9 protein-coding genes are annotated in these 14,660 nt (G+C 69.8%); 7 read left to right on the top strand and 2 right to left on the bottom strand.

Translation table 11 applies throughout. The features are described from left to right. Positions 1-94: 94 nt before the first annotated feature. Both NE2_RS24820 and NE2_RS24815 read right to left on the bottom strand, forming a co-directional pair. Positions 95-1,675 (bottom strand): glycerol-3-phosphate dehydrogenase/oxidase, encoded by a 1,581-nt coding sequence (locus tag NE2_RS24820; RefSeq protein ID WP_063029905.1) that lies wholly within the window; start codon positions 1,673-1,675, stop codon positions 95-97. A gap of 26 nt (positions 1,676-1,701) precedes the next feature. Next, positions 1,702-2,307, bottom strand: a complete 606-nt coding sequence (locus NE2_RS24815; protein WP_063029904.1) for a TetR/AcrR family transcriptional regulator — start codon at positions 2,305-2,307, stop codon at positions 1,702-1,704. 159 nt (positions 2,308-2,466) lie between these two features. On the opposite strand from NE2_RS24815, the gene NE2_RS24810 reads away from it, so the two are divergent. The 7 genes from NE2_RS24810 to NE2_RS24780 all read left to right on the top strand — a co-directional run bounded on the left by NE2_RS24810 (position 2,467) and on the right by NE2_RS24780 (position 14,563). Next, the gene (locus tag NE2_RS24810; protein ID WP_063029965.1) at positions 2,467-4,044 is read left to right on the top strand and encodes an FAD-binding oxidoreductase; all 1,578 of its coding nucleotides are present in this window, start codon (positions 2,467-2,469) and stop codon (positions 4,042-4,044) included. Then, complete coding sequence (locus NE2_RS24805; RefSeq protein WP_063029903.1) at positions 4,041-5,012, top strand: diacylglycerol kinase family protein; 972 nt, start codon at positions 4,041-4,043, stop codon at positions 5,010-5,012. Before NE2_RS24810 ends, NE2_RS24805 begins: the two co-directional genes overlap by 4 nt. 272 nt (positions 5,013-5,284) lie before the next feature. Continuing rightward, positions 5,285-7,987, top strand: a complete 2,703-nt coding sequence (locus NE2_RS24800) for a valine--tRNA ligase (RefSeq protein ID WP_063029902.1) — start codon at positions 5,285-5,287, stop codon at positions 7,985-7,987. Between the two features lie 50 nt (positions 7,988-8,037). Then, entirely contained in the window at positions 8,038-9,462 is a 1,425-nt protein-coding gene (gene folC, locus NE2_RS24795; protein ID WP_411157682.1) for a bifunctional tetrahydrofolate synthase/dihydrofolate synthase, read from the top strand. A gap of 189 nt (positions 9,463-9,651) precedes the next feature. Next, a complete protein-coding gene (locus NE2_RS24790) occupies positions 9,652-10,089 on the top strand; it encodes a DUF4233 domain-containing protein (protein WP_373862282.1) in 438 nt (145 codons plus the stop codon). A 45-nt stretch (positions 10,090-10,134) separates the two neighbouring features. Beyond that, positions 10,135-10,536, top strand: a complete 402-nt coding sequence (gene ndk, locus NE2_RS24785) for a nucleoside-diphosphate kinase (protein ID WP_030512744.1) — start codon at positions 10,135-10,137, stop codon at positions 10,534-10,536. Between the two features lie 610 nt (positions 10,537-11,146). Then, entirely contained in the window at positions 11,147-14,563 is a 3,417-nt protein-coding gene (locus NE2_RS24780; protein ID WP_063029901.1) for a translation initiation factor IF-2 N-terminal domain-containing protein, read from the top strand. Positions 14,564-14,660 lie beyond the last annotated feature (97 nt).

Below are 14,660 nucleotides of genomic sequence, written 5' to 3'. Positions count from 1 at the left end.
ACCGGTTCCGCGGTGAGCGGCTCGGAATGCGATCCGCCTCGGGGTCGCGGGCGCGTAGCCGTCCCGGTACGACGTCATGGCGGGCTGAGGTCGTTCAGGCCCGGCTGGCGGCGAGTGCCTCCTGTGCGGCCGGGAGGGCTGCGGCTCGGTCACTGTCGACGAGGCCGATCCGGGTGCGTCGATCCAGTAGGTCGCTCTCGTTCAGCGCGCCCTCATGAGTTGTCGCATAAGCGAATTCGGCGCGCAGCACGTCGATACCGGGTGCGACCGGTTCGGCGAGGCCCGGGTTGTCCCGCAGTGCGGCGAGCACCTGGGTGGCCTGATCCCCGTACCGTTCGACCAGCACCCCGGGTGCCGCGATCCGGTCGCGCGAGCGTCCGGACACCGCTCCTACCAACGGAATTCGCTTGGTCCGGCAGGGGCCGGCGGACAGGCCGGCGGCGGCTACGGCGGCATCGACCGCATCCTCGGCCATCTGCCGGTAGGTGGTCAGCTTGCCGCCGACGATGGTGACCGGGCCGCCGGGGGAGTGCAGGACCGCGTGCTCCCGGGAGATGTCGGCGGTGGAGTCGTCGGCGGTGCGCAGCAGTGGCCGCAGGCCGGCGAACGACCCGCGGATATCGCTGCGCCGCAACGGTTCCCGCAGCACGGTGTTCACCGTGTCGAGCAGGAAATCGACCTCGGAGTCGGTGGGCTTCGGTTCGTCCGGAACCGGGCCGGGTGCGTCCTCGTCGGTCAGCCCCAGATAGACGCGGCCGTGCGCGGCCGGGAAGGCGAAGACGAAACGGCTGGTGCTGCCGGGAATCGGCACGGTCAGCGAGGCGGTGAGCCCGCCGAAGGCCGCGGCGTCGAAGACCAGGTGGGTGCCGCGGCTGGGCCGCAACTCGATGCTCGGATCGACCTGGTCGGCCCACACCCCGGCCGCGTTGATCACCGAACGTGCTCGTACGGACAGGGTTTCACCGGTCAGCACATCGTGCAGGACCGCGGACTCACCGGTCACCTGCTCGGCGCGTACCCGGGTGAGCACGGTCGCGCCGTGCGCCGCGGCGGTGCGCGCGATCGTCACCACCAGTCGCGCGTCGTCGACGAGCTGGCCGTCCCAGGCCGTCATCCCGCCGCGCAACCCGGCGCGGCGCAGTGTCGGCGCCAGCCGCAGCGCTTCGGCCGCGGCGACCCGGCGCGATCGCGGCAATACCCTCGGCGAGGTTCCGGCGCTGCGCCGCAGCACATCTCCGGCCAGGAAGCCCGCGCGGACCAGCAGTCGCTGCGGCAGGGAACCGCCCGAGAACGACGGGACCAGCTGCGGAATCGAGCGAGTCAGGTGAGGTGCGGTTGTGGTGAGCAGGATGTCGCGTTCCACCGCGCTCTCGTGGGCGATTCCGACCCCGCCGGAGGCCAGATAGCGCAATCCGCCGTGGACGAGTTTCGAACTCCACCGGCTGGTCCCGAAGGCCAGATCGTGGGCCTCCACCAGGACGGTTCGCAAGCCGCGAGCGGCCGCGTCCAACGCCACCCCCGCACCGGTGACACCGCCGCCGACGACCAGGACGTCGATGCGGTCCGCGTCGCCGAGCGCCCGCAGTTCACGGCCGCGGCGGGCGGCGTTGAGTGCCGAATCTCCCGCGGTGTCGCCGAGCCCGTGGCCCGCCGTCGATGCGCTCTCGTCGAGCATGCGCTGTCTCGCTCTCTGTTTTCGGACTAGTCGGTATCGGGACGCAGGTAACGGTCGACGACGCGGGCGAGCTCGACATCGAGCCCGGCGTCGTCGAGCAGATGGCTGACCGTGCTCGCCGACTGCACGGTGGACTGGCCGATCAGCAGCAGCATGGTGGCCAGGTGGTCGGGATCGCCGGCGCGGATGGAACCGTCGCGTTGTCCCTCGCGCACAGCGGTCGAGAACACCTGGATCAATTGCCGCTGGTTGCGGCCGAGCCGGCCGAACACGTAGGTCAGCATCAGATCGGTGTCGATGCGGAAGATCTTGGCGAACAACGGGTTCGAGCGGATCTCGGCCGCGCCCGAGACGATGCCCTCCACCAGGCGCGCGCGGGCCGGGCCTTCGGTGGGAATGCTCGCCGCCACGATCTCGCTGAGCTCCCGGACCAGCAGCTCGGCGATCAGCGACCGGGTGTCGGGCCAGCGCCGGTACACCGTCGGGCGACTGACGCCGGCGCGCCGGGCGACTTCACTCAGCGTGGTCCGGCGTACGCCGAATTCCTCGACACAGGCGCGTCCCGCCTCCAGGATCGCCAGGTCGATGGCCGGCACTTCGCCGTCGGGGCCGGGGGATTCGTTGGGCTCCATCAACAACTCACCAATCGATCCGTATTCGTCAATTACGTTCATGTTCGTTACTGCTTGACAGTCTATGTCAGACTGTAACGCATGGTCGACACGCGACAGGACACATCGGCAGTACAACCGGAAAACTCGACGCCGGGCGAGTCGTCCGATCGCCCGAGTATGGTCTGGGATGCCTGGGGCATCGCCTCGGCGCATGCGCCGCTTCCGGACCGGATCCGGACCCTGGTGGCGCAGGTGTTCGGAGTGTCCGGGGACCCGGTGGCCCGTCGTGATGAGGGCGACGTGCCGCTGCGGGAATCCGGCTTGACGGCCGCGCATCGAGCGGGGCTGTCGGCGGTGGTCGGTGCGGACCAAGTGTCGACCGGCCACCGCGACCGGTTGTTGCACGCGGGCGGCAAGAGCACCCCCGACCTGCTGCGCCGGCGCGCCGAAGAGCCGCAGGACGCACCCGACGCCGTCGTCTTTCCCGCCGACCACGACCAGGTGCTGGCCGTTCTGGCCTACTGCGCCGAACAGGCCGTCGCGGTCGTCCCCTTCGGCGGCGGCACCAGTGTGGTGGGCGGGGTGGAACCCGCGCGGGGTCGCTTCGCCACCGTGATCGCCCTGGATCTGCGGCGCCTCGACGGACTGTCCGACGTCGACCCGGTGAGCGGCACCGCGACCCTGGGGGCCGGGCTGACCGGGCCGCAGGCGGAGAAACTGCTCGCCGGCCACGGCCTGTCGCTCGGGCATTTCCCGCAGAGCTTCGAATACGCGAGCATCGGCGGCTTCGCGGCCACCCGATCCTCGGGCCAGGCCTCGGCCGGCTACGGCCGCTTCGACGACATGATCATGCGCCTGAAGGTCGCAACACCCACGGGCACAGTCGATCTCGGCCGCGCACCAGCCTCGGCCGCCGGACCCGATCTGCGCGAGTTGTTCGCCGGATCCGAGGGCACGCTCGGCGTCATCACCGAGGTGACGCTGCGGGTGCATCCGATTCCGGAGACCACCGCGTATCAGGCGTGGTCGTTCCCGGACTTCGTCACCGGCGCCGCCGCGCTGCGCACCGTGGTACAGAACGGCGCGGCGCCGACCGTGCTGCGGTTGTCCGACGAGGCCGAGACCGGGCTCAATCTGGCCCGTTCCGGTGATATCGGCGGGGCGTCGGTCGGTGGCTGCCTGGCCGTCACCACGTTCGAGGGCACCGCGGCCCATGTGGCCGCGCGGAGTGCCGAGGCCTCGGCACTGCTCGCCGCGGCCGGCGGCACCGCACTCGGTGAGCAGCCGGCGCGGGAATGGGAACACGGCCGTTTCGCCGCGCCGTATCTGCGCGATGCGCTGCTCGACATCGGCGTGCTGTGCGAAACGCTCGAAACGGCGACCAGTTGGTCGAATGTCGAGCGGCTCAAGGCGGCGGTCACCACCGCACTCACCGAATCGCTCGGAGAGCAGGGCACTCCCGCGCTGGTGATGTGTCATATCTCGCATACCTACCCGACCGGCGCCTCGCTGTATTTCACCGTCGTCGCCAAACAGGCCGACGATCCGCTGGCGCAGTGGGCGCAGGCCAAACGCGCCGTCGGTGACGCCATCGCCGGAAACGGTGGCACCATCACCCACCACCACGCCGTCGGCGCCGACCACCGGCCGTGGATGTCGGCCGAGATCGGCGACCTCGGCGCGCGCATCCTGCGCGCGGTCAAGGATGCCGTCGACCCGGCGGGAATCCTCAACCCGGGCAAGCTGATTCCATGACCGCCATCCGATCGGTCGCGCTGGTGACCAACCCGCATTCCGGCCACGGCCGGGGACTGGCCGCGGCCGCCGCGGCCGCCGCCCGCTTCGCCGAACGCGGTGTGCGGGTGCGCGAGATCCGCGGTGCCGACGCCGCGGAAACCGTTCGCCTGCTCCGGGATTCGGTGCGGGGACCAGAGTGTCCCGACGCCGTCGTCTGCGCGGGCGGTGACGGACTGGTCTGCGTCACGCTGCAGGCCATCGCCTCGACCGGGGTGCCGCTGGGGCTGCTGCCCGGTGGGACCGGGAACGACCTGGCCCGGGAGCTGGGGGTGCCCGACGACGATCCGCGCGCCGCGGCCGATATCGTGCTCGGCGGTTCCGTGCGCACCATCGACCTCGGCGCGATCGAATCCCGGCCCGACCCCGAGCACGCCCAGGGGTGGGCGGCCGGCATCGAACCCGCGGTCGCGCATCGGCCCATGCGATTCGCCACCGTCGCCGGCACCGGCTTCGACGCGCGAGTGACGTTGCGCGCCAACAGCATGCGCCGGCCGAAGGGCTCGCTGCGGTACTCCTTCGCCGCCGTGCCGGAACTGCTCGGGCAACTCGGGGTGCCCTACCGCATCGAATTGTCCGGCGAGCCGGGTTCGGCCGGTGATCGCGTCTTCGAGACCGAGGCCGTGATGGTGGCGGTCGGCAACACCCGGACCTACGGCGGGGGCATGCTCATCTGCCCCGACGCGATCGTCGACGACGGCCTGCTCGACCTGACCGTGGTCGGCGACATGTCGCGGCTGCAGATGGTCCGGCTGCTCCCGGCGCTGGCCGCCGGCAAGCGCGTCGATCATCCGGCGGTCGGGCACTATCGGGCCCGGACCATCACCCTCACCGCCGCGGTACCGGCGACCGCCGACGGCGACCCGGCGGGACTGCTACCAGCTACCTTCCGCGCCGAACCCGGAGCGCTGGCGATACTCGTGCCGTGACCCGCCGCGCGCAGGCGGGGCGCGGCCTCCGCATCTCGGCGGCGAATCTGCGAGCATGCTGAGTGGCAAACCCGCACCTGCACAACGGATTCGGGCAAAAGCTGAGAATTGCATATGGATTGGTGTATTGCGCCGATCCGGGCGGTAGTCTCGAAGACGTGGGCGGGGGTTTCGGTGTCCCTCATCCGCCGAAACCCCCGCCCTATATCTTTCTCCGGTGCCGTGTGCAGGGCCCTGTCGAGTGCTCCTGCTCAACTCCGTAGAATCGCACGGTGACCAGCGCAGCCCCTGATAACTCGCGAAATCGTGCCGACGCCCTCCCCAAGAGCTGGAACCCCAGCGATGTAGAGGCCGACCTGTACGAGCGCTGGGTAGCGGCCGGTTACTTCACCGCCGACCCGGCGAGCGACAAGCCGCCCTATTCGATCGTGCTGCCGCCGCCGAACGTCACCGGCAACCTGCACATGGGCCACGCCTTCGACCACACCCTGATGGACCTGCTCACCCGCCGCAAGCGGATGCAGGGCTACGAGGTGCTGTGGCTGCCCGGTATGGACCACGCCGGTATCGCCACCCAGACCGTGGTCGAGAAGCAGCTCGCCGTCGACGGCAAGACCAAGGAAGACTTCGGCCGCGAACTGTTCGTCGACAAGGTCTGGGATTGGAAGCGCGAATCCGGCGGCGCCATCCAGGGCCAGATGCGCCGCCTCGGCGACGGCATCGACTGGAGCCGCGACCGCTTCACCATGGACGACGGCCTGTCCCGCGCGGTGCAGACCATCTTCAAGCGCCTCTACGACGCCGGGCTGATCTACCGGGCCGAGCGCCTGGTGAACTGGTCGCCCTCGCTCGAGACCGCCATCTCCGACGTCGAGGTGAAATACGAGGACGTCGAGGGCGAGCTCGTCTCGCTGCGCTACGGCTCGCTGAACGACGACGAACCGCACGTCATCGTGGCCACCACCCGGGTGGAGACCATGCTCGGCGATACCGCGGTCGCGGTGCATCCGGACGACGAGCGATACCGGGCGCTGATCGGCACCACCGTCTACCACCCGATCACCGGTCGCCAGATCCCGATCGTCGCCGACGACTACGTCGACCCCGAATTCGGCTCCGGCGCAGTGAAGATCACCCCCGCGCACGACCCCAACGACTTCGAGATCGGCCTGCGGCACAACCTGCCGATGCCGACCATCATGGACAAGACCGGCAAGATCGCCGACACCGGAACCGAATTCGACGGGATGGACCGGTTCGAGGCGCGCGTCAAGATTCGCGAGCGGCTGGCCGACGAAGGACGCATCGTCGCTGAGAAGCGTCCGTACGTGCACAGCGTCGGACACTCCGAGCGCTCCGGCGAACCGATCGAACCGCGCCTGTCGATGCAGTGGTGGGTGAAGGTCGAATCGCTGGCCAAGGCGGCCGGTGACGCCGTACGCAACGGCGCGGTGAAGATCTACCCGGCGAGCCAGGAACCGCGCTGGTTCGAATGGGTCGACAACATGCACGACTGGTGCATCTCGCGGCAGCTGTGGTGGGGCCACCGCATCCCGATCTGGTACGGCCCCGAGGGCGAGATCGCGTGTGTCGGCCCCGACGAGCAGGCGCCCGAGGGCTGGGTGCAGGACCCGGATGTCCTCGACACCTGGTTCTCCTCCGGCCTGTGGCCCTTCTCCACGATGGGCTGGCCGGACGCCACCCCGGAACTGGCGAAGTTCTATCCCACCAGTGTGCTGGTCACCGGCTACGACATCCTGTTCTTCTGGGTGGCCCGGATGATGATGTTCGGCATGTTCGTCTCCGACGATCCGGTCATCGCCGCCGGTAAGGACTCCGGGCGGCAACAGGTTCCGTTCGACGACGTCTTCCTGCACGGCCTCATCCGCGACGAATTCGGCCGCAAATACTCCAAGTCCAAGGGCATCGGTGTCGACCCGCTGGTGTGGATCGACGAGTTCGGAGCGGACGCAACACGTTTCACCCTGGCCCGGGGCGCCCAGCCGGGCAGCGACCTGTCGGTCGGTCCGCCGCACGTGCAGGCTTCGCGCAATTTCATCACGAAGCTGTTCAACGCCAGCAAGTTCGCGCTCATGAACGGGGCCGCGCCGGGCGAACTGCCCGAACGCGCCACCCTCACCGACACCGATCGGTGGATCCTCGACCGGCTGGACGAGGTGCGCGCCGAGGTGGACGCGGCCTTCGACCGCTACGAATTCGGCAAGGCCTGTGAGGCGCTGTACCACTTCGCCTGGGACGAACTGTGTGACTGGTACCTGGAATTGGCCAAGGTGCAGTTCGCCGAGTCGGAGGAGCGAGCCGCGAGCACGCGCATCGTTCTCGGCAACGTGCTGGATTCGGTGCTGCGCCTGCTGCACCCGGCCATCCCGTTCGTCACCGAAACGCTGTGGCAGGCCCTCACCGAGGCCGGCGATGACGACTCGCTGGTGATCGCCGCGTGGCCGCAGTCCTCCGGGGTCGCCACCGATACCGTTGCGGCGCAGCGCATCGCGGATCTGCAGAAGCTCGTCACCGAGATCCGCCGGTTCCGCAGCGATCAGGGCCTGACCGACAAGCAGAAGGTCGCCGCGAAACTGATCGGCATCGATACCGCCGACCTCACCGGGCTGCACGCGGAGATCGCCAGCCTGGCCCGGCTCACCGCTCCGGACGCCGACTTCTCCGCGACCGCCGCCGTGGAGGTGCGCCTGTCCGGCGCCACCGTCACCGTCGAACTGGACACCTCCGGCTCGGTCGACCTCGACGCCGAACGCCGCCGGCTGGAGAAGGATCTCGCGGCCGCGCAGAAGGACCTCGCCGCCACCAGCGCCAAACTCGGCAACGAGGCCTTCCTGGCCAAGGCGCCCGACGAGGTGGTCGCCAAGATCCGCACCCGCCGCGAGGTCGCCGAATCCGAGGTGACCCGGATCGGGGCGCGGCTGGCGCAGATCACGGAGCCGGCGGCGAAGAAGTGAGCGGCGGCGAAGGATTCGACCGCGAACCGCTCGCCGGCGGTGCGGACCGGCTGCGCACCGGTCCCTCGCCGGTGGACCTCGCCGAAATGGCGCTGGTCGAGGCCGAACTCGACCAGCGCTGGGGTGAAACCAAGATCGAGCCGTCGCTGACCCGGATCGCGACGCTGATGGACCTGCTCGGCTCCCCGCAGCAGAGCTATCCCGCCATCCACATCGCGGGCACCAACGGCAAGACCTCGGTCACCCGGATGGTCGACGCGCTGCTCACCGCGCTGCACCGGCGCACCGGGCGGTTCACCAGCCCGCATCTGCAACTGGCGACCGAACGGATCGCCATCGACAACGCGCCGATCAGCCCGGCCCGCTACGTCGAGATCTATCGGGAACTGCTGCCCTACGTCGAGATGATCGACGCGCGATCGACCGACGGCGCCCTCGGCGACGGACCGGGACCGCGGATGAGCAAATTCGAGGTCCTCGTCGCGATGGCGTACGCGGCGTTCGCCGAGGCGCCGGTCGATGTCGCGGTCGTCGAGACCGGGATGGGCGGCACCTGGGACGCGACCAACGTCATCGACGGGCAGGTCGCGGTGATCACGCCGATCGGCCTGGACCACACCGATTATCTGGGGCCGGATCTGGCCTCGATCGCCGGTGAGAAGGCCGGGATCATCAAGAAGTCGCCGCAGGATCTGCTGGTTCCGCGCGACACCGTCGCCATCATCGCCGAACAGGATCCCGAGGCGATGGAGGTGCTGCTGCGGCGCGCGGTGGAGGCCGATGCCGCGGTGGCCCGGGCCGGGTCCGAGTTCCGGGTGCTGTCGCGCCGCGTCGCGATCGGTGGTCAGGTACTGGAGATCCAGGGGCTCGGTGGCGTCTACGACGAGATCTTCCTGCCGCTGCACGGCGAACACCAGGCGCACAACGCGGCGCTGGCGCTCGCCGCGGTCGAGGCGTTCTTCGGCGCCGGCGCGCAGAAACAACTCGACATCGACGCGGTGCGCGCCGGATTCGCGGCGGCGGCCAGTCCGGGCCGGATGGAACGGATGCGCAGCGCGCCGACCATCTTCATCGACGCCGCGCACAATCCCGCCGGTGCGCGGGCGCTGGCCGCGACCCTCACCGAGGAATTCGACTTCCGTAAGTTGGTGGGCGTGGTCGCGGTGCTCTCGGACAAGGATGCGGCCGGCATTCTCGCCGCGCTGGAGCCGGTGCTGGACGAGATCGTTGTCACCACCAACGGATCACCGCGGGCGCTCGGCGTCGACGAACTCGCCGATCTGGCCGTCCAGCGTTTCGGTGATGAGCGAGTCGTCACCGCGAACAGTCTCGCCGATGCGGTGGAAACCGCGATCGCCATCGCCGAGGAAGCGGGCGATGCCGGCGAACCGGTATCCGGCGCGGGCATCGTGGTCACCGGCTCGGTGGTCACCGCGGGTACGGCGCGCTCGCTGTTCGGGAAGGACCCCGCGTGAAGCGGTGGGCCGGAGGCGGCAGCTCGCGTCACCACGCAGGCCCGGCGGAACGCGGCATCGGATACAGCGTGAAGCGGTGGGCCGGAGGCGGCAGCTCGCGTCACCACGCAGGCCCGGCGGAACGTGGATGCAGGGTGCAGTGGGAAGCTGGTGTCGAGGGCATCGGCGGTGCGGCGCGGAGGAGGCAACGTGGGTAGCGAGGACGATGTGCGCGGCGAGGCCGGCGCACCGAAGCCGGGTGTACCCGCGCCCGCGACCGACCCGTGGAAGGGTTTCCGCGGTGTGATGGCCGGTGCGCTGGTACTCGAGGCCATCACCGTGCTGCTGGCACTGCCGGTGGTCGGGGCCGTCGGCGGCGGACTGAGCTGGTGGTCGGTGACCTACCTGGTCGGCCTGGCCCTATTGATGTTCGTCGGCTCCGGAATGCAGCGCCGCTCGTGGGCCGTGCCGTTCAATCTCGGCCTGCAGGTGCTGGTGCTGGCCGGCGGATTCATCCATCTGTCGATCGGCATCATCGGCGTCGTGTTCGCGGCCGTGTGGGTGTTCATTCTGGTCCTGCGCTCCGACGTCAAACGCCGCATGGACCAGGGTTTACTGCCCAGCCAGCGGATGCAGGGCTCGTCCTGAGGGCTCGGTTCGGAATCCTGTGGCAGCGCCGGTTAGAGTGGCGCCGTGACTGAGCAGACGTTGGTACTCATCAAGCCGGACGGCGTGGCCCGAGGCCTGGTTGGTGAGATCATCACCCGCATCGAACGCAAAGGCCTGAAGATCGCGGCCCTCAAGCTCGAGCAGGTTTCCGAAGAACTTGCCGCCGCCCACTACGCCGAACATGCCGACAAGCCGTTCTACGGCTCGCTGATCGAATTCATCACCTCCGGACCGGTCGTCGCGGCCATCCTCGAAGGCCCGCGCGCCATCGCCGCCTTCCGCCAGCTCGCCGGCGGCACCGACCCGGTCGAAAAGGCCGTTCCCGGCAGCATCCGTGGCGACTACGCCCTGGAAACCCAGTTCAACCTCGTGCACGGCTCCGACTCGCCCGAATCCGCGAAGCGCGAAATCGCACTCTGGTTCTAGTTCTGTCTTTCGGCCTCCGATTCGCACCGGCGGGTTCGCGGTCTCCGGGCTCGCCGTTCGGGCACCCGACGGCGAGCCGGCCGCGAACGGTCGCTCGTAGGAATCGCTCCGGGCCGGGTGAGCAGGTTTGCTCGGGGGTCGCGGCGACACTCCAGCCGGTGATCGACGTCGGTCGGGAAAGACCTACTCAGCTGTAGGAAAGGGCCGCAGGTCGGGCCACGGAAACGGTGCGGTCGTGCTCCGATGGCGTACCACTGGGTCGCTGTGTGGGATACTGGAAGCGGATGTGATCGACGCCTACCTATCGGGGCAGGTGGCGAACGCAACCGAATGGCACCGCGGCTCGACGCCGATCATCGCTGCCCCGGACGGTTACAAGACTCGCTGTTCGGCGGCACGCTGGATGAGCGCTCGAGCTCAGGTGTGAAAGCCAACAGCCAGGCGCCGCGTGACCAGTTAGCCCGAACGACGTACGACAGGTGATAACCGGGCACGCGGGGCGAGACCATCAGACCTTGCGCCACAGGCGTGAGGCGAACGGACAGCGCCCCCGCGTCGGCCGCGTCACTCTCGTACGAGTGGGACGCGCCCGGGGGCCCGAGGAGATTTCGTGGCCGATCAAGAGCCGCAAGGAACATCGCAGAGCAATGGTGAATCCACCTCGACCGAGGTGGCCGGGGTAGGGGAGGCAGCGCAGTTGCCCGAACGTATCCGGGTGCACGCGCTGGCGAAACTTCTGGGAACCACCAGCAAGCGCATCCTTGCCCACCTGACCGAACTGGGTGCGGACGCCCGCAGCGCCCAATCCAGCCTGGACCGGACCGTCGCCGAATCCGTGCGCGACGCGCTCGTTCCCCCACAGGCCGGCGCCGAGCAACCGGTGGCCGAGCCCGCGACCGAACAGGCCGAGACGCCTGCTCCGGCGCCCGCCGAGAGTGCGTCTCCGGTGACCACATCCACCGCCGCGGCCGATACCGCGCAGACCGCCACCGCGCCGGATACGGCCGGCGAGCCCGTGCCGAGCGAGTCCGGCGCATCCACCGCGGTCGCCGAAACCGAGGTCGCCGATACCGTGCAGGCCGCGGGCGTCGCCGAGACCGCCGGCGCGGCGAACTCCGCGGTGACATCCGAGTCGCCGGCGACCCCCGCCGAGCCCGAATCGGCACCCCACACTTCGCTGTTCACCAGCCCGTTCCAGCAGCCCGCCGCGCAGCCCGAGGAGCCGGTCGTCTTCGAGCCGGCGAGTATCGCGGCCGCGCCGCTGTTCCTGCCGCCGGATGCCGCGGCGGCCGAGGAGATGCGCCGCCGCCGGCGCGCTGAACGCGAGGCCAAGGCCGCTGAAAAGGCCGCCGAGAAAGCCGCTGAAAAGGCCGCCGAGAAAGCCGGCGAAAAGGCCACCGACGCCGCGCCGGAAGAAACTCCGGCGGAGCCCGAGTCCGTCGCGGCAGCCGAGCCCGAGACCGAAGCCGGCGGCGACTGGGACGACGAGCAGTCGCGTGACGAGCAGGAGGACGGCGGTCGCTCGCGTCGTCGCCGCCGTGGCCGGCGCGGTCGCGGCCGGGGCCGGGGTGAACAGCACGCCGATCACGAGTCCGACGACGAATCCGACGACGAGGACGCCGAGTCCGACGAATCCGCCGAGGAGGCGGCCGCCGAGCAGACCGGCGAGGAGAGCGACGAAGAATCGGGTTCGACGCCGGAGGGTTCCACCCGCCGTCGTCGCCGTCGCCGTCGTCGCAAGGCCGGTGAGGACAACGAATCCGAGCCTGCCGACGACGATCCGCCGAACACCGTCGTGCACGAGCGGGAACCGCGCAACAAGCGCCGCACGGTCGACGAGGTGCAGGGCATCAGCGGGTCGACCCGGCTGGAGGCCAAGCGGCAGCGTCGTCGCGACGGTCGCGAGGCCGGTCGCCGCCGCCCGCCGATCCTCACCGAATCGGAGTTCCTGGCCCGTCGCGAGGCGGTCGACCGGGTCATGGTGGTCCGCGAGAAGTCGTTCCCGGCCGGTGAACATTCGCATGTCGGCGCGACCACCCAGGTGGCGGTGCTCGAGGACAACATCCTGGTCGAGCATTTCGTCACCAACACCGGCACGGCGTCCATGGTCGGCAACGTCTACCTGGGCAAGGTGCAGAACGTGCTGCCCAGCATGGAGGCGGCGTTCGTGGATATCGGCCGCGGCCGCAACGGCGTGCTCTACGCCGGTGAGGTGAACTGGGAGGCCGCCGGGCTCGGCGGCAAGGAACGCAAGATCGAGCAGGCTCTCAAACCCGGCGACACCGTCCTGGTGCAGGTCAGCAAGGATCCGGTGGGGCACAAGGGCGCCCGGCTGACCACGCAGATCAGCCTGGCCGGTCGCTTCCTGGTCTACGTCCCGGGCGGGACCTCGACCGGTATCAGCCGCAAACTGCCCGACACCGAGCGCAAGCGGCTCAAGGAGATCCTGCGCGATATCGTCCCGCAGGACGCCGGAGTGATCATCCGCACCGCGTCCGAGGGGGTGAGCGAGACCGAACTCGCCCGCGACGTCGAGCGGCTGCAGGCCACCTGGAAGACCATCGAGAAGCAGGCCGAGAACGGGTCGGGCGCGCCGAAGACCCTGTACGAAGAGCCGGACCTGCTGGTCAAGGTGGTCCGCGACCTGTTCAACGAGGACTTCTCCAAGCTGGTCATCGAGGGTGACCGGGCGTGGACGACGGTCGAGAACTACGTCCGCACCGTCGCACCGGACATGCTGGCCCGGGTCGAGCGCTACGAGAACAACGGCGTGGACGTCTTCGGCAGCCTGCGCATCGACGAGCAGCTGGCGAAGGCCCTCGACCGCAAGGTGTGGCTGCCGTCCGGCGGCACCCTGGTCATCGACCGCACCGAGGCGATGACCGTGATCGACGTCAACACCGGCAAGTTCACCGGTTCCGGCGGCAGCAACCTGGAAGAAACGGTCACCCGCAACAACCTGGAGGCCGCCGAGGAGATCGTGCGCCAGATGCGGTTGCGCGATATCGGCGGCATGATCGTCGTCGACTTCATCGACATGGTGCTGGAATCCAACCGCGATCTGGTGCTGCGTCGCCTCACCGAGGCGCTCGGACGCGACCGTACTCGCCATCAGGTGTCGGAGGTCACCTCACTCGGCCTGGTCCAGATGACCCGCAAGAAGCTGGGCACCGGACTGGTCGAGGCGTTCTCCACCACCTGTGAGCACTGCCACGGCCGCGGCATCATCGTGCACAACTACCCGGTCGAGACCGCGCCCGCCGAGGAAGGGTCCGGCCGCCGCGAAGGCCGTCGCCGCCGCAAGGACAAGGACCGCGACAAGGACACCAAGCAGCCGAGCACCGCCGCGCCCGAGACCGCGGATTCGCATCCCGAGGAGGAGGCGGCCGCCAAGCGCGCTCATCCGGTCGCGCTCGCGATGGCCGCGCATCACACCGACGACGAGGTGGCCGAGGCCGCCGCGCCGGTCGAGGCGAAGGCGGAACCGAGCCCGCAGGCCAAGGGCTCGCGGGATTCGCGCCGGGGACGTGCGAGGGCGGCAGCGGCGGAGGTCACCGAATCCGCTGAAGCCGAAGCCGTACGAGCGGAACCCGTGCACGCGGAAGCAGCCGAATCCGTGGTCGCCGCCGGTCGAGACGGCTCCGAGCCGGTCGCGGAGCCCGAGCGGCCCGCACAGGAGCCCGCTGCCGAACGGGAGCCCGCGGTGACCGGCCGCATCGGAGCACAGTCGGCGCAGGCCGAGCCCGCGTCCACTCCCGCTTCGGCGGAGACGAAGCCGGTCGAGACGAAGCCGGACGAGCAGGCTCCGGAGGCAGGCGCCCGTCGTGGCCGCCGTCGGGTGGCTCGCACCGCGTCGGCTCCGTCGACCGACAGCCGGGGCGCGGTCTTCGTCCTGACCGACGCCGATCAGGACAGCGCGCCGAAGTTCTCGCTCGACGAGCTGGCTCCGGCCGAGGTGACCCCGCGGCAGCGGACCCGTCGCCGGGCCGCCGGGCGAGCCGCGGGCGCGCCGGAATCGCCGAACTGATCCGGGGCGTCGAACCGGAGAACTCGCAGCACAGGCCCCGCCCGCACGGTGGGCGGGGCGCCGCCGCGGATCGCGTTCGGAGTGGTGGCGACCCGGT

This window comes from Nocardia elegans NBRC 108235 (genome assembly GCF_001612845.1).
Classification (GTDB): Bacteria; Actinomycetota; Actinomycetes; order Mycobacteriales; family Mycobacteriaceae; genus Nocardia; species Nocardia nova.
Note: the sequence above shows the minus strand (reverse complement) of the source record. Positions and strands in the feature narration are given on the sequence as shown.